Here is a 20,573-nt window from a genome sequence, read left to right as displayed (position 1 = left end):
CCAACCTGGGTGAACACGCTGCACTCCTTGGTCATTCGATTCGATCGGGCACGCCGCCCGGGCTGTTCTCCATCGTTTATAGCATACCCCTAGGGGTATTGGTCAACGCCCTTGTGCGACATATCACCACGTCTTGAATACCCTAGGGGGTATGGTACGTTGGCGATGTTGGGCATACCCCACGGGGTATCTATGGAGCTGATCGCGATGCGGTCGACACGCTGCCCCATTCACGCGATAACCAGCACACCGGTGAAGGGAAACAACGATGCCAATCGTCCTGGCGAGAATCTGGGTGCCCACCGTGGCCGTGGTGGCCGTCGCGCTCGGCGCGGTGGCGGTCACCCAACTGCGTGGCGCCTTCGGCTCCGAGCCGGTCTTCACCGCAACCGGCAGTGGCGCCGAACCACTCGAGGCCACGCACATCAAGCACGTGGTCTATGAGGTTTTCGGCCCCAGCGACACCGCGGGCAGCGTCAACTTCCTCGATCAGAACGCCCAGCCGGTGCAGGCAAGCTTCACGAGCCTGCCGTGGACCGTCACGATCAGCACGACCGCGCCGGCCACGATCGCGAGCGTGGTGGCGCAAGGTGACGGCAACCGACTCGGGTGCCGCATCACCGTCGACGGCGAGACCCACCAGGAGCAGTCCTCGACCGGACGTCACGCCCAGACCTCATGTCTGGTGAAGAACGCATGAGCGGCCACAACAACAGCACCCCGCCGGCGTACATGCGGTTCATCCGCAGGTTCGCCTGGCCGATCATCATCGGCTGGCTACTGCTCACGGTCGGCCTGAATGTGCTTGTGCCGCAGATCGAATCGGTGGCTCGCGACCATGCGGTGACGATGTCGCCGCAGGATGCGCCGGCGTTGATCGCCGCCAAGAAGATCGGCGCGACGTACCGCGAATCGGATTCTGACAGCATCGCGATGATCGTCCTGGAGGGCGACGAGAAGCTCGGCGCCGAGGCCCACCGCTATTACGACGGCCTGGTACAGGCGCTGCAGGCGGACCCCCAGCACGTCCAGCACGTCCAGGACGTGTGGGGCGACCCGCTCACCGCGGCGGGTGTGCAGAGCCGCGACGGCAAGGCCGCGTATGTCCAACTGAATCTCGCCGGCGACCAGGGCAGCACGCTGGGTAACGCGTCGGTCGATCGCGTGCGCGACATCGTCGATCGCCAGGCGCCTCCCCCGGGCCTGAAGGTCTACGTCACCGGGCCGGCGCCGCTGACCACCGACATGAACGAAGCCGCCGACAAGAGCATGCTCGCGATGATGGGGGTGACGGGCGTCGTCATCATCATCATGCTGGCCCTGGCCTACCGTTCCGCCGCCACCGTGGTGCTCGTGCTGGTCATGGTCGGCTTCGAGATGGGCACCGCCAGGGGCCTGATCGCGCTGCTCGGCAACCACAACCTGCTGGACTTCTCGACGTTCGTGGTGGCCATGCTGTCTTCGCTGGCCATCGCCGCGGGAACCGACTACGCCATATTCCTGGTGGGTCGCTACCACGAGGCACGCCAGGCCGGGCAGGACCCGGAAGCGGCCTACTACACCATGTTTCGCGGCACGGCCCACATCATCCTGGGCTCGGGACTGACCATCGCCGGAGCCACGCTGTGCCTGCACCTGGCGCGGCTGTCGTACTTCAAGGCACTGGGCATTCCGTCCGCGCTCGGGCTGCTCGTGGTCGTCGCGGGCGCGATGACCGCCGCGCCGGCCGTGGTGGCGGTCGCCACCCGCCGCGGCCTGCTCGAACCGAAGCGGAAGGCCAAGACGAAGGGCTGGCGGCGCATCGGCACCGCCACGGTCCGGTGGCCGGCGCCGATCTTCGTGGCGTCTCTCCTGGTCGCCCTCGTCGGAATCATGTTCATGCCCACCATGAAACTGAGCTTCAACGATCGCTTCTACATCCCCGGTGACCTGCCGTCGAATGTCGGATACCAGGCCGCCGAACGCCATTTCAGCGCTGCCACAATGAATCCCGACATCCTGATGGTCGAGACCGATCACGACATGCGCAACAGCGCCGACATGATCATCCTGGACAAGCTGGCCAAGGACATCTTCAAGCTGCCGGGAATTGCCATGGTGCAGAGCATCACCCGGCCGTTCGGCGGCCCGACCGAGCACACGTCCATCCCCTTCCAGGTCAGTGCCCAATCGATTCCGATCCAGCAGAACCTGCAGATCATGAAGGACCGCATGGGCGACATCCTGAAGATGAGTGACGATCTCGGTGGTCTGATCGGACCGATGAAGCGGCTGCAGGCGCTGGTGGAACAGATGAGTGGCACCACTACGCACCTGGCGACGGACGTGCACCAGATGCACACGACGCTGAACGAACTCCGTGACCATCTGGCGGATTTCGACGATTTCGCCAGGCCGCTGCGCAACTACTTCTACTGGGAGCAGCACTGCACTGACATCCCGGTCTGCGCGGCAACCAGGTCGGTCTTCGACGCGATCGACAACGTGGACACGTTCAGTTCGGACATGGCCGCACTCGGCACCGACATGGACAGCACCGTGACGCTGCTGCCCCAGATGAAGGCGCAGTTCGCACCGATGATCACGACGGTGGAGTCCATGCGCGGCACCCTGCTCACGCTGCACAGCAGCTTCTCCGGACTGATCACCCAGATGTCCGCCATGACCGACACCGCCAGCGCCATGGGCCAGGCCTTCGACGCGTCCCGCAGCGGCGACTACTTCTACCTGCCGCCAGAAGCGTTCGACAATCCGGACTTTCAGCGCGGACTGAAGCTCTTCCTCTCGCCGGACGGCAAGGCCGCACGCTTCATCATCACCCACGCCGCCGACCCGGCGACCCCGGACGGCATCGACGCGGTCCTGCCGACGCTCGACGCGGCACATCAATCGGTGAAGGGATCGTCCCTCACCGACGCCAAGTTCTACCTCGCCGGTACCGCCGCGATCTATCGCGACATCCAGTCGGGCTCGCAGTACGACCTGTTGATCGTCGGGACCGCCGCGCTGACCCTGATCTTCGTCGTCATGCTGCTCATCACCCGGGCGCTGGTCGCGTCGCTGGTGATCGTCGGCACCGTGCTGCTGTCACTGGGCGCCGCGTTCGGGCTGTCAGTTCTGGTGTGGCAGGACCTGTTGGGTCTCGAATTGAACTGGATCGCACCCGTTTTCGGGCTGATCATCCTGCTGGCGGTCGGCTCCGACTACAACCTGCTGCTGGTGTCCCGGTTCCAGGAGGAAATCGGCGCGGGACTGAAAACCGGCATCATCCGCTCGATGGGTGAGACCGGAAGTGTCGTGACGACAGCCGGCTTGGTGTTCGCCTTCACCATGATGTCCATGGCAGCCAGCGATCTGAGCTCGATCGGTCAGGCCGGCACCACCATCGGGCTCGGATTGTTGTTCGACACGTTGATCGTCCGGTCGTTGATGACGCCGTCCATCGCGGCGCTGCTGGGCCGATGGTTCTGGTGGCCGCTGCGGCCCCAACGCAGGGCGGTGGCGCCAACCCAGCAGCACTCCCCCGCGCCGGTGGGCTGATCAGTCGCCCGGCGTCCGCGCCAAGATCGCGAGCAGCAGCTCTGCGCGGACCCGGGCGACCGCCAGATCGCAACCGAGCAGCGCCTCGGCGGTTTCGATGCGCTTGCGCATCGTGTGCCGGTGCACCCCGACCGCCGCGGCCGCGGATTCCCAGTGGCCGTTGGCTTCCAGGTATGCGCGCAGCGACGTGAGCAACCCCGTGCCGAATTCGGCGTCGTGGTCGAGGACGGGGGTCAGCACGGCCGCCCCGAGCGCAACCAGCACCTCCCGGCTCTCCCCGAACGCCAGCAGTGCGCTGCCGGCCAGCGCGGAGAATTCGAGCGGAGGCCGACCACACTCCGCGACGGATGCCGCCAGCCGGGCGTTGTCGACGGCCTCGGCCAGCTTGGCCAGCGGCTGAATCCCACTGAGCCCCATCCGGATGGTCCGGCGCAGCGCTGGATTGATGCCCGCCACCAGTGCGGCGGCAATCTCATCGGCCTCCGCTCCCGGCAACAGCACCGCCAGCCACTTGTCGGCGCAATGCACGAATGCCGACTGACCTGCCTGGTCCAGCCGACCCAGGATCGCCGCACTCACCTTCTTCAGCAGGTGCGCGGTGTCGGCTTCGGCGTTGGAGTCGGCGTCGGCCTGGACGGCCAGCACCCTGATCCGGCCCCGGTGGTCGGCGGCCTGAGCCAGTTGCGCCCAGGCCGGCTCCAGGTTGAATTCACCGGTGAGGATGAGGCCCAGCGCCTGCTCATTGAGTCGCTGCTGCGCCTCCTTCAATCGCACCGGTTTCTCGAAATCCAATGCGAGCAGTGAGTTTGCGTGGCCCAACAGCACCTGGTCGACCGGGCTCAACGCCGTTTCGCTGACCACGCCCAGCACGCCGTGCGAGCGGCCACCGACCCGGATGGACTGCTGGGCGACGGTGACGCCTTCGGCGAGCACCGCGACGGCCGACGCGGCACCGGGCTCGATGGCATCGCGCACCAGGTTGACGGTGGTGACGTTGAGATTGCGCGGGTGGGACGCGATCACCGTGCCGGCCGGATCCAGCACCACGACACTGGCCCGCAGCGCACGGCCCAGTTCGGCGGCGACCTCCTGCGGGCCGCCGCTCACGACCGCTCGCGTGATCCGCGGCTGTGCCCGCGACGCCCGCAGCACCGCGTCGTACTGCAGCGCCGCGATCCGCGAACTGACCCGCTGTACGACCGCCGCGAAAGGTGTCCGCAACGGAATCTCCAGCAGCGGCAGACCCAGCTCCTCGGCGGCTGACACCAGCTCGTCGGGCACCTCGTTGAAGGTCAGCCCGATACCGAATCCGACGCCGGCAACGCCACTTTCGTGGAGGAGTTGGAGATAGCGGCGCCGGTCGGCAGAGCCCGGCGGCAGACCGATGCCGGTGGTCAGCACCAGCTCGCCACCGGACAGCCACTTGGCCGGGTCAGCCAATTCGGTGGTCAGCACCAAGCTGATCTCGCTGCCGACACCGCCGGCGCCCCCGCGCAACCGGATCCGCAGATCAGCTTGGTCCAGCACCCATCGCACCGGAACCGTCACCGGCATGAATGTACAGAATGTCGAAAAACTCCGCCGAAAATCCCCTGATTGTCCGATGCTGAGGGGTGTGTCCTGGCGCACACTTGGGCAGCCAGTTGTCTGACCAACTTCACACGAGGACGGCGCGATGTCGATCGAAACACTGCAGAACTACATTGACGGGCAATTTGTGGCGTCGTCATCGTCGGAAACAATCGACCTGATCAGCCCGGTCGACGAATCCGTCGTGGGACGTTCGCCGGTCTCCAACCGTGCCGACGTAGATGCAGCGGTCACTGCCGCCGAACGCGCCTTCCAGACCTGGGGACGCAGCACTCCCGGTGACCGCCAGGCCGCACTGCTCAAGCTCGCCGACGCCATCGAGGCGCACGCCGACGAGATCGTCGAGGCCCAGTGCCGCAACACCGGCCAGCCCAAGGCCATCGTGCGCGCCGAAGAAGCCATCGCCGGCGCGAACCAGCTCCGTTTCTTCGCAGGCGCCGCCCGCATGGTGCACGGCCTGTCCGCCGGCGAGTACCTGGAGGGCTACACCTCGTACGTCCGCCGCGAACCGATCGGTGTCGTCGGCCAGGTGGCGCCCTGGAACTTCCCCTTCCTGATGGCCATCTGGAAGATCGGTCCCGCGCTGGCGACGGGCAACACCGTCGTCCTCAAGCCCAGCGACACCACCCCGGAGAGCACCCTGGTGCTGGCGCGGCTGAGCCAGGGCATCCTGCCCGACGGCGTATTGAACGTCATCCTGGGCACCGGTGAGACCGGCGCGGCACTGGTGGAACACCCTGTGCCCGGCCTGGTTTCGATCACCGGCTCGGTGCGGGCGGGCATCGCCGTCGCGGAGTCTGCGGCCAAGCAGCTCAAGCGCAGCCACCTGGAACTGGGCGGCAAGGCACCGGTGGTGGTCTTCCCCGACGTCGACATCGCCAAGGCTGCGGCCGGCATCGCCGAGGGCGGCTGTTTCAACGCCGGCCAGGACTGCACCGCGGCGACCCGCGTGATCGTGCACGAGTCCATCCACGACGAGTTCGTCGCCGCGCTCGCGGCGGCCGCGCAGAACCTGCGTCCCGGCCTGCCCGACGACCCCGACGCGTTCTACGGGCCCATGAACAACATCAACCACTTCAACACCGTGATCAAGAAGCTCGAGAGCCTGCCGCCGCACGCCACCGTCGTCACCGGCGGAAAGCAGTGGGGCGACAAGGGTTTCTACATCGAGCCGACGATCATCAGCGGCGTCCACCAGGACGACGCGATCGTCCAGGAAGAAACCTTCGCCCCCGTCATTACCGTCCAGCCGTTCTCGACCGACGAAGAGGCCATCGAACTCGCCAACGGCGTGCGTTTCGCGCTGGCGTCCAGCGTGTGGACCAAGGATCACGCGACCGCCGAGAAGTTCACCCGCGCACTCGATTTCGGGTGTGTGTGGATCAACTGCCACATCATGCTGACCGCCGAGATGCCGCACGGTGGTTTCAAGCAGTCCGGCTACGGCAAGGACCTGTCGATCTACGGCGTGGAGGACTACACCCGGATCAAGCACGTCATGAGTGCCCACGACTGATCCGTCCGCCTCTTTCGTTCCCCCGCCGACTCGTACCCCACCCTGCCGACAGGAGCCGCACCGATGCCCGACACCTTCCATCCTCTCGACCCACTGACCGCAGCCGAATTCGCCAAGGTCGCCGAAATTCTCGCCGCCGCGCACGGCGTCGGGGACGGCTGGCGGTACACCTCCATCGAGATGATCGAACCGGCCAAAGCTGAGGTGGCCGCATTCGACGCCACCGGCGCAGCCCCGGACCGTCGCGCGCTGGCGACGGTGCTCGACACCTCGAACAACCACACCTTCAAGAGCGTGGTGTCGTTGACCGCCGGGTCGGTGCTGTCGTGGGACCACATCCCCGGCGTGCAGCCGAACTTCACCGTCGACGAGTGGGAAGAGGCCGACGAGGTGCTGCGCAAGCACCCGGAAGTCATTGCGGCGCTGGCCAAGCGCGGCATCACGGACATGGACCTGGTGTTCATGGACACCTGGACCTACGGCGAGGTGGTGATGCCGGACAAGTACAAGGACCGCCGCCTGGGCTGGACCGACACCTGGGTGCGGGCCGCCGACGGCGCCAACCCCTACGCCGGCCCGGTCAACGGATTCCACTGTGTCATCGACATGAACACCATGGAACTGCTGGAGATCGAGGACACCTTCACCGTCGACCGGCCGGAGATGATGGGTGAGTATGTGCCGCAGCACATTCCCGAGCGCATCCGCAAGGCGAGCACCCGGGAACCGTTGCAGCCCCTGAACATCACTCAGCCCGAGGGCGTTTCGTTCACGCTCGAGGGCAATCTGCTGAAGTGGCAGAACTGGTCGCTGCGTGTCGGATTCAACTACCGCGAGGGCATGACGCTGCACGCGGTGAGCTACAACGACAACGGCAACGTGCGGTCGGTGGCCAACCGGATGTCGTTCGCCGAGATGATGGTCCCCTACCGCGATCACTGCGTCGACCATTACCGCCGAACGGCTTTCGACATCGGCGAGTGGGGCATCGGCTTCATGACCACCTCGCTGGAGCTGGGTTGTGACTGTCTCGGCGAGATCCGGTACCTGGACGCCGTCCTGCACAACAGCAAGGGCGAGCCGTACACGATCAAGAACGCCATCTGTATCCACGAAGAAGACAACGCCGTGCTGTGGAAGCACGTCGACCACCACGCCGGCGCCGAAGTGCGCCGCATGCGCCGGCTCACGGTGTCGTTCCACGTCACCGTCGCCAACTACGAGTACCTCACCTACTGGCGCTTCTACCAGGACGGCAACATCGAATGTGAGGTCCGCGCAACGGGAATCATGGTGGTGAGCAACTTCCCGGAGGGCCAGGCCCACCCGCACGGCACGCTGGTCGACAACCGCACCTACGCGCCCTACCACCAGCACTTCCTGGTCGCCCGACTCGACCTCGACGTCGACGGCACCGAGAACACGGTGTACGCCAGCGAGACCGAGATCGAACCGATGGGGCCGGACAACCCGTACGGACTGTCGCTGCGGCAGCGCAACACCCCGCTGCGCACCGAGGCCGAGGGCAAGCAGGACATGAACTTCCAGACCCAGCGGGCGTGGAAGGTCGTCAACGACAACGTCCGCAACGGCATCGGCACCGCGCCGGCCTACAAGCTGGTGCCCGGCGGCGCGTTCCCGGCCATGTTCGATCCGAACTCGCCGATCCTGGCGCGTTGCCGGGCCATCGAGCACACCGTCTGGGTCACCCCCAACTCACCCGATGAGCGTTGGCCCGCAGGCGAATTCGTCACGCAGAGCAAGGAAGACACCGGCCTGCCGATGTGGACCGAGGCGAACCGCTCGATCGAGAACACCGACGTGGTGCTGTGGTACGTGTTCGGCATCCACCACATCACGCGGCCGGAGGACTGGCCGATCATGCCGGCGGACACCGTCAGCTTCTGGCTCAAGCCCGTCGGCTTCTTCGACCGCAACCCCTCGATCGATGTGGCACCGACGCCGCCCAAGGCCTGCCACATGTCCTCCGACTGCGAAGAAGGTTAGGCCGTGAGCAATCCACGAATCGCCGTCGCGTATCTCGCCACCCCGGGCGGTGACGACGCCGTCGCCGTCGGCGAGCAGATCGCCCGCACCCTCGGCGCACAGCTCGACCTGTGCATGGTGCTGCCCAGCGACCGGTCGCCACTGGCCACCACACCCGGCGGCATCCTGCAGCGCGAAGCCGAAAGCTGGCTCGCCGCAGCCGCGGCCGGAGTCCAGAACGACCTCACGGTGACCACACACCTGAGCTTCGACGAATCCAGCACCGCGGGCCTGATCGCGGCGGCGGAAGCCGTGGGCGCCGAGGCCCTGGTGGTCGGCGGCGCCGGCGGCGGGATCGCCGGCTCCCTGTCCCTGGGCTCGGTGGTCAACGATCTGGTTCACGCGTCGCCGATTCCGGTGGTCATCGCACCCCGCGGCGCCCGCCTGAAGCGCAACGATCGGATTCGCGAAGTCACCTGTGCCGTCGGCACCCGACAGGGAGCCAAGCTGCTCTTGGATGCCGCGCTGCGACTCTGCCGGGACACCGAGACACCGCTGCGCCTGGTCTCGCTGGTCGCCGTCGACGACGCCGACGATCTGGAGCTGGCACAGCAGCACGCACAGAAGGCCCTCGACCAAGCGAAAGCCTTCCTGCCGGAGGGTATTCCGGTGAGCTCACGCGTGGCCACCGGCGCCGGCGTCGAGGACGCTGTCAACAAACTCGGCTGGCACGACGGCGACGTCATCATGGTCGGGTCCAGTCGGCTCGCGCAGCCCCGCCGACTCTTCCTGGGATCCACGGCGGCAAAAATGCTGCGCGTCCTGCAGGTCCCCATGATCGTGGTACCGAAAGATGAAGGGGCTGATAATGACTGAAAGACTGGCCGACACCGACCTGGCCCGCGTCGAGCGGGAGGAAGGTCTGGTCGCCAAGGGCCTCGCTGAAGGCAGGATCGGCACCATCACCGGAGCGATTCTCGGTATCTCCACCGTGGCGCCCGGCTATACCCTCACGGCCAGCATCGGGCTGATCGTCGCGGCGGTCGGCCTGAAGATGCCGGCCATCCTCATCGCCGGTTTCATCCCGATGTTCCTGACCGCCTACGCCTACCGCGAGCTGAACTCGCGGGCACCTGACTGCGGCGCCTCGTTCACCTGGTCCACCAAGGCTTTTGGCCCCTATGTCGGCTGGATGTGTGGCTGGGGCATGGTGATCGCAACCATCATCGTGCTGTCCAACCTCGCCTCGATCGGCGTCCAGTTCGGCTACGAGTTCCTGGGCAAGGTGCTCCACAACGAAAAGCTCGCCACGCTCTCAGCCGACAACGTCTGGATCAACATCGGATCCACCGTCGCACTGCTGGCCATCGCCACCTACATCTCCTGCCGCGGCATCACCACCAGCGAGAAGGTGCAGTATGTGCTGGTCGGCTTCCAGATGATCGTGCTGGTCACGTTCTCGATCATCGCGATTGTGCGATCGAGTGGGACCGAAGGGCACCTGAACTTCGACATCGATTGGTTCGACCCGTTCACCGGACTCACGATGAGCGCCTTCGTGATCGGCCTGATCGGCTCCATCTTCGCGTTCTGGGGCTGGGATACCTGCCTGACCCTGGGCGAGGAATGCAAGGACCCCACCAAGGTGCCCGGTCGCGCCGGATTGCTCTGCGTCCTGTCGATTCTGCTGACCTACCTCCTGGTGGCGGTCGCCGTGATGATGTACGCCGGTATCGGCGACACCGGCCTGGGCCTGGGCAACAAGGACAACGCGGCGAACGTCTTCGGCGCGCTGGCCTATCCGGTGCTGGGTGAGTGGGGCGGGCCGCTGCTGCTGCTGGCGGTATTCGCCTCGTCGATCGCCAGCCTGCAGACCACCGTGTTGCCCGCCGCCCGCACCATGCTGGCGATGGGCACCTACGGCGCCTTCCCCAAGCGGTTCGCCAGCGTCAGCCCCCGGACGCTGTCGCCGGTGTACAGCACCGTCGTCGCCGGCGTCGTCACCGCCGCCTTCTACACCGTCGTGACGCTGCTGTCCGAGCGCACGCTGCTGGATACCATTGCCGCCCTTGGCATCATGATCTGCTGGTACTACGGCATCACGGCATTCGCGTGCGTCTGGTTCTTCCGCAAGGAGCTGTTCCTCAACGCGCACAACGTCATCTACAAGCTGGTGTTCCCGCTACTCGGTGGCATCATGCTGCTCTCGGTGTTCGTAAAATCGGTGCTGGTCAGCATGGATCCGACGGCCAGCGGCAGCGGCGCGGAGATCGGCGGCATCGGCCTGGTGTTCTATCTGGGCTTCGGCATCCTGATCTTCGGAGCCGTCCTGATGCTCGCCATGCGCGCCACCCAGCCGGCGTTCTTCCGCGGCGAAACCCTGACGATGGACACTCCCCCGCTGCCCTGAGCGGGGGTCGACTCGCCCCGTCATGCTTCGGCATGGCGGGGCGTGTTTCGTTGTGAGCGGCAATTGCCTTGTGCCCATTGACTCGGAAACCTGGGCGCGAAAGACCGAGTAGCCATGTGCCTGGTTACCGAGTCAACGCGACAGCCGGCCGGCAAGTACCTCGCTTCAATCGCGCGGCCCTGTCGGCATACTGACTGAAGCGAGGTACCAGTTCCGGCAGCCACACGTCCCTGGCTTCAACAATCACCGGCAGATCGCCGCGCCGATTGAGCTCAGGGATTTCTCCACCTCGCTCTGTCGAGCCGGCGCCCCACCAATCGATGGCAGCCACACATGGCTGATGGCAAGTCCCGTTGTGGAACTTGCCATCAGCAGGATGCGCTCGTTCTTGCGCGGTCAGGCGTCGTAGTCGACCGACACCGTCGGGCTGGTCGGGTGCGACTGGCAGGTGAGGATGTAGCCGGCGTCGAGGTCACTGCGCCCGAGGGCGAAGTTCTGATCCATTTCGACTGTGCCACTGAGCAATTTGGCCCGGCAGGTACCGCACGCGCCGCCCATGCATGAGTAGGGCGCGCTACTGCCGGTTTGCAGTGCACCTTCCAGGATCGTGTCGCCGCCGTCGACGTCGACGGTCTGTTGCTTGCCGGACAGCCGGAAGGTGACGGTGGCCGCCTGGTAGTCGCGAGCCGGCACATCAGTGCGATCGAAGCCGGTGAACAACTCCAGATGGATCTGCTCGGGGTCCACGCCACGCTCGATGAGCGTCTCGCGCGCACCGGTGGACATCGCGGCTGGACCGCACAGGAACCACTCGTCCACGGTGTCGGGGTGCAGGTCCGTCGTGAGCCAGCGGGTCAGGCGTTCCGCATCGATGCGACCGGACAGTTCCGGGATGTGCAGCGGCTCGCTCGACAGCACGTGGCGGATTTCGAGGCGGTCGGCGTAGCGGGATTCGAGGCGGTCGAGTTCGGCGCGGAACATCGTCGACTCGGTGGTGCGGTTGCCGTAGATGAGGGTGAACCGACTCTCGGTTTCGAGCTCCATGACGGTCGCCAGGATCGACAGCACCGGCGTGATGCCGCTACCGGCCACCAGGCCCACATAGTGCTTGCGGTGCAACGGATGCAGCGCCGAACTGAAGCTGCCGGCCGGGGTCATCACTTCGAGGACGTCGCCGGCCTTGAGCTGATTGGCGACAAAGCCCGAGAACGTGCCTCCCGGAATGTGTTTCACCGCGATCCGCAGCTGTGCCCGGGTGGCCGGCGCACAGATCGAGTAGCTGCGACGCACCCCTTCACCACCCAGGTCGGTGCGTACCGAGACGTGCTGACCCGGCTCGAAGCGGAACTGATCCTGCAGCGCCTCGGGAACGGCGAAGGTCACCAGCGTGCTGTCGGCGGTGATCGGGTCGACCGCGGCGACCGGAATCCGGTGGAACACCGCGTGCGGAGAGCTGGAGCGTTCCGGCATCCGCACCGGCAACGCTCGTCCGAGGTTTCCGTTCAGCTGCTTCCACTGCCGGAACTCGTCGGAGTTGAGCTCCTGCCCGAACACCGTGGAAATCGCGGCGCCCCGGTCCAGGTACGCCTCCTCGTTGCGGCGCCAGGTCTTGGTGTACCGGTAGAACGGCACCGACGGATGCAGGTGGTGCACCAGGTGGTAGTTCTGCGACAGCATCAGCGGGGTGTAGAGCCACTCCATGCCGACGCGGGTTCGGGTCGCCCGGTAGCGGTCACTGCGCTGGGTGTCCTCCAGGCCGTGGTGCGGCATCCAGTCGAACCACCACGCCAAGACCACCACCGCGATCCGCTGCGGGATGATGAAGACGACGGCCAGCGTCCAGAAGTGCCCCGACATGATCGCGACGATCAGCCCGGTCACCGAAATGGTCACGCACGCCAGGGTTTCGGCGATCTCGGCCTTGGGGCGGCTACGGATCTTGCCGATCAGGTAGTTGCCGTACCAAATGTCGAGCACCGCCCACCGGAACGGCAGCTGCCACGCCGGCCCATGGGAGGCGAAGGTATCGGGATCGTTCTCGTCATCGTTCGAATGCCGGTGGTGCTCAATATGAATGAAGCCGAACGAGGGAAACGAGATCAACGGCTGGACGAAAGGCACCGCCAACCGTCCGATCAGCCCGTTGACCCAGCGCGTCGAACTGATGGCGTAGTGGACCGCGTCGTGGACGACGGTGAACATCGTGAACGTCACCACCGCATTGACCACGATCGGAACCCACGTCGGGACCGCGCCGGAAATGTAGCCGACGGTCGACGCCACGAAGGCGACTGCTCCCGCGAGAAACAGCGCCACCGTCGGCCAGGCCAATTTGGGTACCTGTTCGCCCGGATCCGGCAACGCCTGACGCGCACCGGCTTGGCTGTCAGCCCGATCAACCACTTCGACTGGCGACATTCGACACTCCGTCTTTCCGGCAACCAACGTCGGTTGCGTCTGGAGAAAACGCTACGGAGGCGGCCTTCGCGATTGAATGTTCCAACGGGACGATGATTTGGTATTTTCGGACAGTGGGAATGACCCCGGTCTGGGCGGTGCCGCGGGGCACCGAAGGCGTCCGCATCATGGTGCAGGGCGCTATTGCTCATGGCATGACCGCGGCCGAGTGCCTTACTGGCAGCGGACTGACCGAAGCCGGCCTGGACGACGAGAACGCCGAAATCTGGGCCCACCAGGAATTCGACGTCATCCGCAATCTCCTTGCGGGACTTGGCGATAGGCCAGGTGTCGGAATCGAGGTGGGACTGCACTCCACACTGGGCCGGGCCGGCTTGCTCGGCTTCCTGATCCTGGCCAGCCCCACCCTGAGGAAGGGCGTTGAGCTGATCCTGCCCTACCTGGCGCTGTCCCCCACCCACCTGCGATTCTCGGTCGAGACCGACGACGAGTACGGGTACCTCGTGGGCGATGACAGCGAATTGCCCACAGACGTGCGGTCATTCATCGTCGAACGGGACCTGGCCGGATTCGTCGCCGCGACGCAGGGCGCCCATCTGGCACTGACCCCCACGCGGGCGGAGACGACGCTCGACGCCGATCGGGCCGCGAAGCTCGCCGAGCTGTGGCAGCTTCCCACGTCTGACGTACGTTCCGGTCAGTCCACGAACCGCCTCGCCGTCCGCCATGAGGTGCTCGACATGCCGTCGCCGCTCGCCGATGCGAACACAGCACGCAAGATCGAGCAGCAATGTCGGGAATTGCTCGAACGCAGGCTGTCTCGCGTCGGGGTCGCAGGTCAGGTCCGCAGCCGGCTGCTGCACAACCCCGGCGAACTGCCGGCGATGCAGACCGTCGCCGACGAATTGCACGTCGATCCACGCACCCTGCGCCGTCGGCTCGCCGCCGAAGGCACGTCCTATCGCGCGTTGCTCGACGAGGTCCGCTGGCACCTGGCCGTCGAGCTGCTCCAGCAGGATCTGTCGGTGGAGGAGATTTCCCGACGCCTGGGATACGCCGAAACAGCCAACTTCACCCACGCTTTCAAGCGCTGGGAAGGCACCGCGCCGAGCTACTTCCGCAGACCGCGGTCGTAGCTCGGCGTCATACCCGCGTCACAGCAGCTCGGCGGACACCGCGTCGAACGCACGTAGCGTGGAGAACAGCATGTGCGCGTGCTGCGGCAGCGGCCAGCTCGACAGCTTGGCGGCCACCACCCCGGCCGGGCGGTTGACGTAGATCATCTGACCGTGGATACCCAGGCACAGCAGCACGTCGTTGCCGGGGTACGGGAACCAGACCTGGTTGCGGTACATGCCGCCGGGCATCCGGTTGTCGCCCGGACTGTAGGCGAACGCTTCGCGCGAATCCGGCCCTCCCACAAGGGTATCGGCGATCCAGGCGGCGGGTAGGACCTGCTCGCCCCACAGCGAGACACCGTCGCTCAGGTACAGCGAGCCGAAGCGGACCAGATCGGTCAGGCTGGCGCTGATGCCGCCGTCGAACATGCCACTGCCCATCGAGTCGATGCCGATGTTCGCGTCGTGAGCGGCGCCAATACGGCTCCACACCAACTGCGACATGAGCTCCGGCATCCGGGTGCCGGCCGCGGCCTCGCACACCCAGCCCAGCACATCGGTTTCGCAGGAACGGTATTCGAACGGTCCACCGTGCGGCACCTTCTGCCGCAGCGTGAGCAGGAAGTCGTACATGGTGGCCGGGACGTCCGGATACGTCCTCGGTGACCAGCCGATCGCCTGTTCCAGCACCCGCACCTCAGCGGCCGGGTCCAGGTAGTCCTCGGAGAACGCGATGCCCGAGCGCATGTCCAGCAGGTGCCGGACCGTCGCCCCGTAATAGCCGGAGTTGGCCAGCGCCGGAACGTAATCGGATGCGAGGGCGTCGACGTTGAGCGCTCCGGAACCGACCAGCGCACCGGCAACCGCGGCGATCAGCGTCTTGCTCACCGACATCAGCAGGTGCGCCGTGTCGGGCTGCATCCCGCCGTAGTACTGCTCGGCCAGCACCCGGCCGCGATGGGTGACGATCCAGCCGTCGGTGGCGGTCGACGCCATGACCTGCCCGACCGTCGATGGCGTGCCGTCGGGCAGCGTCACCGCAACAGCACCGACATCGGAGTGAGCCGGCGGCAGCGTTGCGACCGGTCCCGCACCACGGGAAATGGTTGCGGTGGGCAGTAATTCAGCGACGTGCTGGAACGACCAGTGCAGGTGCGGGGCGGACTGCCAGTTCGCCAGTGATATCGCGGACGGCGTGCGGCCCGGGTCTGCACCAAGCACGGCCGCTCCTGTCGCACGACGCCGAGTGAGCCGGCGCGATGGCCTCATCATAGTGACTTCACGCTCCCGCCCACGACAGCCGGCGACGCGGACTGCGCCAACGGAACCCCGCGGTACAGCGCCCGGATCGAGTCGATCAGGTGGCGAGCACGGATCGTCAGCGCGGTGCCGCCCTGCGCGGCATCCCACTGCAACCTGCCCTTGGTCACCAGCACGCCCAGATCGGCACCCTTCCACCGGTAGTCGCCGGCCGGGTAGATCCGCAGGAAGAAGGCCTCGGACTCGTCCTGCAACTGATGCCAGTCCAGGGCGGCCCGACGGAACACCAACGCGCCGTTGGCATCAAGTGCGTAGTGCCCGGTCGCCGGCGTGCCGACCAACTGCTCGACCGTATCGCTGGTCTCCTTGATCACCATCTGGCTCCAGACGTCGGCCGACGCCAATTGCTCCCAGCGCTCGTTGATCTCGTCGACGTCGAGGTCGAATTCGACGTCCAGGTACTCCAACAGGTGGAACAGGAACAGCGGCACGTCGGCGTAGGCACCGGCCGTCACGTTGGTGATCGACGTCGCCCCGCTGATCCGGGGATTGAGCTCACCCAGATACACCTCGCCGTCATCGGTGTCGACCAGGACGTCGACCTCGAAGTAGCCGCGATAGCCCTCGGCCGCCAGACGATCACCGAGCCGGCGCACCAATTGGGTTGCCGTGGCACGGCGTTCGGGCGTCAGCACGTCGGAGTACATCTCGTTGCCACACCAACCGCCGCGGTACGGGGTCAGCTCGGCGTAGCCGGTGAGCTCGCTCATGAACGGGCCGACGACGGTGCCGCACCGGGTCAGCACCGCCTCGACGGCGACCGGCCGGTTGTTGATGCGGCGCATCACCTTGATGTCCTCACCCACGATGTGCTGGGCGTGCTTGCGCCAGTCGGCTTCCGACGAGATGAAGAACGTGGTCTTGCCGGAGTCACCGTAGGGCGTCTGGACGACGAGTTCATTGCCCAGTGCGGCCTTTTCGGCCGCCGCGGTGAGCTGCTCGTAGTCGTCCACGTTGGTCAGCACGTTGGGCACGCTCGGCGCGCCGGCCTCGTTGCCCAGCCGGGTGGTGACGAGCTTGGAGTCCAGGTGCTCGCGCAGCGCGGCCGGCGGCAGGATCAGGTCGTAGCCGAGTTCGGCACAGATGGCCTCGGTCTCGGCGTCGAAGAACACCATGGCCACCTTGGGCCGCACCCCCGGCGCCAGGCCACGCTGCATGTGCGCCCGCACCTCGGGATTGCGCAGCAGCCAGTTGTTGATCGCCTCGCCGCTCTCGAACTCGCGGTACGGCTTGTGCTGGGGGGTGAACACATGCGGGTGGGAACCGTCCCAGCCGTCGTAGTAGGTGACGAACGAGAACCGGCGCACCCACCGGTCCAGGCCCAGCAGGTTGAACGGGGTGGCGCCGACGAAGTAGATGGGCACGTCGTTGGTGCGGAAGAAGTGCCGGACCTCCGACATGTTCCGCAGGTGCCGCGAGCGGTGCGGCTGTGCGGTGGTCGACGGCGACGACGCGAACGCGGCGTCCGTGCCCACACTGACCTCGGGCGCCGGTGTCGGCACGACGGGGGCCGGCTTGGCGGCCCGGGTGGCCGCCCGCTTCACCGGCGCTTTGGCCGGGGTCTTGACGGGCGCCTTGGCCGGAGCCTTGATCGGGGTCTTGACTGGCACCTTCGCCGATGTCGTGGCCTTCGCGGCGCGGCTGCCGCGGGCTGTGGTGCGGCGAGTTGGTTCGGTCACGGTTCACCCCTGGTCGAGTCGGTTTGGCGGTGTTCACAGTGTGGTTTCGGAGGCGCCGCCACACACACGACAAAATGGCGCGTGAGCCGACCTTCAAATCGACATCATGGACATAGTCATTCGCACTCGAACGGAACAGAATCGGCAGTACACAAGCCGTTCGATCACCAGGAGCAACCGATGACCGACATCACCTATCGCCTGGCGCAGAAGCGCAATATCGTGACCGCTCTGCCCGGTCCGCGATCGGCCGAGATGTCGACGCGGCGACAGGCCGCCGTCGCGGCCGGCGTCAGCTCGTCGGCACCGGTGTACGCCGCGGACGCCGACGGTGGCGTCATCGTCGACATCGACGGAAACTCGCTCATCGACCTGGGCTCGGGCATCGCTGTCACCAGCGTCGGCGCATCGCATCCCGGTGTCGCGGCAGCGGTGGCCCAGCAGGCCGCCCGCTTCACCCACACCTGTTTCATGATCACCCCGTACGAGGGTTACGTGGAGCTCGCCGAGCGGCTCAACGCCATGACCCCCGGCGATCACGAGAAGCGCACCGCCTTCTTCAACTCGGGCTCCGAAGCCGTGGAGAACGCCGTCAAGGTGGCACGGCTCGCCACCGGCCGGCAGGCCGTCGTCGCCTTCGATCACGCCTACCACGGCCGCACCAACATGACGATGGCGCTGACCGCCAAGGCCATGCCCTACAAGACGCAGTTCGGTCCGTTCGCACCCGAGATCTACCGGATGCCTGCGTCCTACCCGTACCGCGACGGACTGACCGGCGAAGCCGCCGCCAAGGCCGCCATCAGCCGCATCGAGACCCAGATCGGCGCCGCCTCGCTGGCCGCCGTGATCATCGAGCCCGTGCAGGGAGAGGGTGGCTTCATCGTGCCCGCACCGGGATTCCTTGCCACCCTTGTTGATTGGTGCAAGGCCAACGGCGTCGTGTTCATCGCCGACGAGGTGCAGACGGGCTTCGCCCGCACCGGAGCATGGTTCGCCTCCGAGCACGACGGCATCGTCCCCGACATCATCACCATGGCCAAGGGCATCGCCGGCGGCATGCCGCTGGCCGCGATCACCGGCCGCGCCGACCTGCTCGACGCCGTTCACCCCGGCGGCCTGGGCGGCACCTACGGCGGCAACCCCGTCGCCTGCGCCGCGGCACTCGCCACGCTCGACGCCATGGCCGAGATGGACCTGCCCGCCCGGGCCCGCGCCATCGAAGCCTCGGTACTGCCGAAGCTGGAGGCCCTCAAGGACACCGGAGTCATCGGCGACGTCCGTGGCCGCGGCGGCATGCTGGCCATCGAGATCGTCAAACCGGGAACCAACGATCCCGATCCGGTGCTCACGAAAGCCATTGCGGCAGAGGCATTCAAGCGCGGCGTCATCATCCTGACCTGCGGCTCGTACGGCAACATCATCCGCTTGCTCCCGCCGCTGGTGATCAGCGACGAACTGCTCGACGAGGGCATCGCCGAACTGTCCAGCATCGTGCGCGAAATGGCGGCGGCCCGATGATCGACCGCACCACGCTTCTCGAGTCCATGCCCACCGAGCTGTGGCTCGGCGGCCTGCAGGTGCCCGCGTCCACGGGCGCGCGCTTCGCCGTGCACGACCCGGCCACGGACGCCGTCCTCATCGAGGTCGCCGACGCCTCGCCCGCCGACGGCGCCCGCGCCCTCGACGAAGCGGTTGCCGCGCAAGCGTCGTGGGCCGCGACCCCGGCCCGTGAACGCGCCGAAATCCTGCGGCGTGCTTGGGAACTGGTCATGGAGCGCCGTGACGACTTCGCGCTGACCATGACCCTCGAGATGGGAAAGCCCTTGGCGGAGAGCCAGGGTGAGGTGAATTACGGCGGTGAGTTCCTGCGCTGGTTCGCCGAAGAGGCGGTCCGGATCAACGGCCGCTACACCCAGTCCCCCACCGGCAACGGCCGCATCCTCGTGACCAAGCAGCCTGTCGGCCCCACCCTGGCGATCACGCCGTGGAACTTCCCGCTGGCCATGGGCACCCGCAAGATCGGGCCCGCACTGGCAGCCGGTTGCACCATGATCGTCAAGCCCGCGGCCGAGACCCCGCTGACCATGCTGCTGCTGGGCCAGGTGTTCGCCGACGCCGGCCTGCCCGAAGGTGTGCTGTCCATCCTGCCGACCACCGATGCCGCCGGGCTGACGGGCCCGCTGCTGACGGATCCGCGGCTGCGCAAGCTGACCTTCACCGGTTCCACCGGTGTCGGCCGAAAGCTGTTGGCGCAGTCCGCCGATCGGGTGCTGCGCACCTCGATGGAACTCGGCGGCAACGCCCCGTTCGTAGTGTTCGACGACGCCGATCTCGACGCCGCGGTCGACGGCGCCATGGCCGCCAAGATGCGCAACATGGGTGAGGCGTGCACTGCCGCCAACCGCATCCACGTCGACAACGCGGTGCGCGCCGAGTTCACCGAAAAGCTCGCCGCCCGCATGGCGGCGCTCGCCACCGGCCCGGGCGACCAGGCCGGCAGCCAGGTCGGTCCGCTGATCACCGCCAAGCAGCGGGCGACGGTCGACGAACTGGTGCAGGACGCTGTCAGCAAGGGCGCGACGGTGGCCACGGGCGGCAAACCTGTTGAAGGCGAAGGCTTCTTCTACCCGCCGACCGTGCTCGCCGATGTGTCCGCCGACGCCCGCCTGCTGCGCGAGGAGATCTTCGGACCGGTCGCCGCGATCATCGGATTCGACGGCGAGCAGGCCGGCATCGACGCCGCCAACGACACCGAGTACGGCCTCGCGGCCTACGTCTACACCCAGGGCCTGGATCGTGCCCTGCGGGTCGCCGACGCGGTCGAGGCCGGCATGGTGGGCGTCAACCGCGGCGTCATCTCCGACGTCGCCGCGCCGTTCGGCGGCATCAAGGAATCTGGCATCGGCCGCGAGGCCGGCAGTGAGGGCATCGAGGAATACCTCGAGACCAAGTACATCGCGCTGCAATAACTTTCCGTCTCTCCCTCCTCCAAG

At 66.5% G+C, this 20,573-nt stretch carries 13 protein-coding genes; 9 read left to right on the top strand and 4 right to left on the bottom strand.

Annotation, left to right across the window (positions count from 1 at the left end; translation table 11 throughout):
- The first annotated feature begins 268 nt into the window (after positions 1-268).
- Both AC1U2B_RS01165 and AC1U2B_RS01160 read left to right on the top strand, forming a co-directional pair.
- Positions 269-700 carry an MmpS family transport accessory protein gene (locus AC1U2B_RS01165; protein ID WP_480215372.1) on the top strand — a complete coding sequence of 144 codons (432 nt, stop codon included), beginning with the start codon at positions 269-271 and terminating at the stop codon, positions 698-700.
- On the top strand, positions 697-3,540 hold the full coding sequence (locus AC1U2B_RS01160; protein ID WP_480215371.1) for an MMPL/RND family transporter: 2,844 nt from the start codon (positions 697-699) through the stop codon (positions 3,538-3,540). The genes AC1U2B_RS01165 and AC1U2B_RS01160 overlap by 4 nt, the downstream gene beginning before the upstream one ends.
- Here AC1U2B_RS01160 and AC1U2B_RS01155 read toward each other — a convergent pair whose 3' ends face one another.
- Entirely contained in the window at positions 3,541-5,076 is a 1,536-nt protein-coding gene (locus AC1U2B_RS01155) for a PucR family transcriptional regulator (protein WP_480215732.1), read from the bottom strand.
- A 139-nt stretch (positions 5,077-5,215) separates the two neighbouring features.
- Here AC1U2B_RS01155 and AC1U2B_RS01150 point away from each other — a divergent pair, with 139 nt between their 5' ends.
- The 4 genes from AC1U2B_RS01150 (at position 5,216) to AC1U2B_RS01135 (ending at position 11,042) form a co-directional block, all read left to right on the top strand.
- Complete coding sequence (locus AC1U2B_RS01150) at positions 5,216-6,646, top strand: gamma-aminobutyraldehyde dehydrogenase (protein WP_480215370.1); 1,431 nt, start codon at positions 5,216-5,218, stop codon at positions 6,644-6,646.
- Positions 6,647-6,709: 63 nt separating this feature from the next.
- Entirely contained in the window at positions 6,710-8,653 is a 1,944-nt protein-coding gene (locus AC1U2B_RS01145; RefSeq protein ID WP_480215369.1) for a primary-amine oxidase, read from the top strand.
- Positions 8,654-8,656: 3 nt separating this feature from the next.
- Positions 8,657-9,508, top strand: coding sequence for a universal stress protein (locus AC1U2B_RS01140; RefSeq protein WP_480215368.1), 852 nt, complete (start codon positions 8,657-8,659; stop codon positions 9,506-9,508).
- On the top strand, positions 9,501-11,042 hold the full coding sequence (locus tag AC1U2B_RS01135; protein WP_480215367.1) for an APC family permease: 1,542 nt from the start codon (positions 9,501-9,503) through the stop codon (positions 11,040-11,042). Before AC1U2B_RS01140 ends, AC1U2B_RS01135 begins: the two co-directional genes overlap by 8 nt.
- A gap of 396 nt (positions 11,043-11,438) precedes the next feature.
- Here the strand turns inward: AC1U2B_RS01135 and AC1U2B_RS01130 are convergent, their stop codons facing one another.
- The gene (locus tag AC1U2B_RS01130) at positions 11,439-13,460 is read right to left on the bottom strand and encodes a fatty acid desaturase (protein ID WP_480215366.1); all 2,022 of its coding nucleotides are present in this window, start codon (positions 13,458-13,460) and stop codon (positions 11,439-11,441) included.
- Positions 13,461-13,579: 119 nt separating this feature from the next.
- Here AC1U2B_RS01130 and AC1U2B_RS01125 point away from each other — a divergent pair, with 119 nt between their 5' ends.
- Complete coding sequence (locus tag AC1U2B_RS01125) at positions 13,580-14,596, top strand: AraC family transcriptional regulator (RefSeq protein ID WP_480215731.1); 1,017 nt, start codon at positions 13,580-13,582, stop codon at positions 14,594-14,596.
- Between the two features lie 18 nt (positions 14,597-14,614).
- On the opposite strand, the gene AC1U2B_RS01120 is transcribed toward AC1U2B_RS01125, so the two are convergent.
- Positions 14,615-15,799, bottom strand: coding sequence for a serine hydrolase domain-containing protein (locus AC1U2B_RS01120; protein WP_480215365.1), 1,185 nt, complete (start codon positions 15,797-15,799; stop codon positions 14,615-14,617).
- Between the two features lie 47 nt (positions 15,800-15,846).
- Positions 15,847-17,577: a biotin carboxylase gene (locus AC1U2B_RS01115; protein ID WP_480215364.1), complete on the bottom strand. Its 1,731-nt coding sequence runs from the start codon at positions 17,575-17,577 to the stop codon at positions 15,847-15,849.
- 180 nt (positions 17,578-17,757) lie between these two features.
- Between AC1U2B_RS01115 and gabT the strand changes: the two genes are divergently transcribed.
- On the top strand, positions 17,758-19,098 hold the full coding sequence (gene gabT, locus AC1U2B_RS01110) for a 4-aminobutyrate--2-oxoglutarate transaminase (RefSeq protein ID WP_480215363.1): 1,341 nt from the start codon (positions 17,758-17,760) through the stop codon (positions 19,096-19,098).
- Positions 19,095-20,549, top strand: a complete 1,455-nt coding sequence (locus AC1U2B_RS01105) for an NAD-dependent succinate-semialdehyde dehydrogenase (protein ID WP_480215362.1) — start codon at positions 19,095-19,097, stop codon at positions 20,547-20,549. The genes gabT and AC1U2B_RS01105 overlap by 4 nt, the downstream gene beginning before the upstream one ends.
- The last annotated feature ends 24 nt before the right edge of the window (positions 20,550-20,573 follow it).

The organism is Mycolicibacterium sp. P4_G11 (assembly GCF_056555145.1).
The sequence above is the reverse complement of the archived record's forward strand: the minus strand, read 5'-3'. Positions and strand labels throughout refer to the sequence as shown.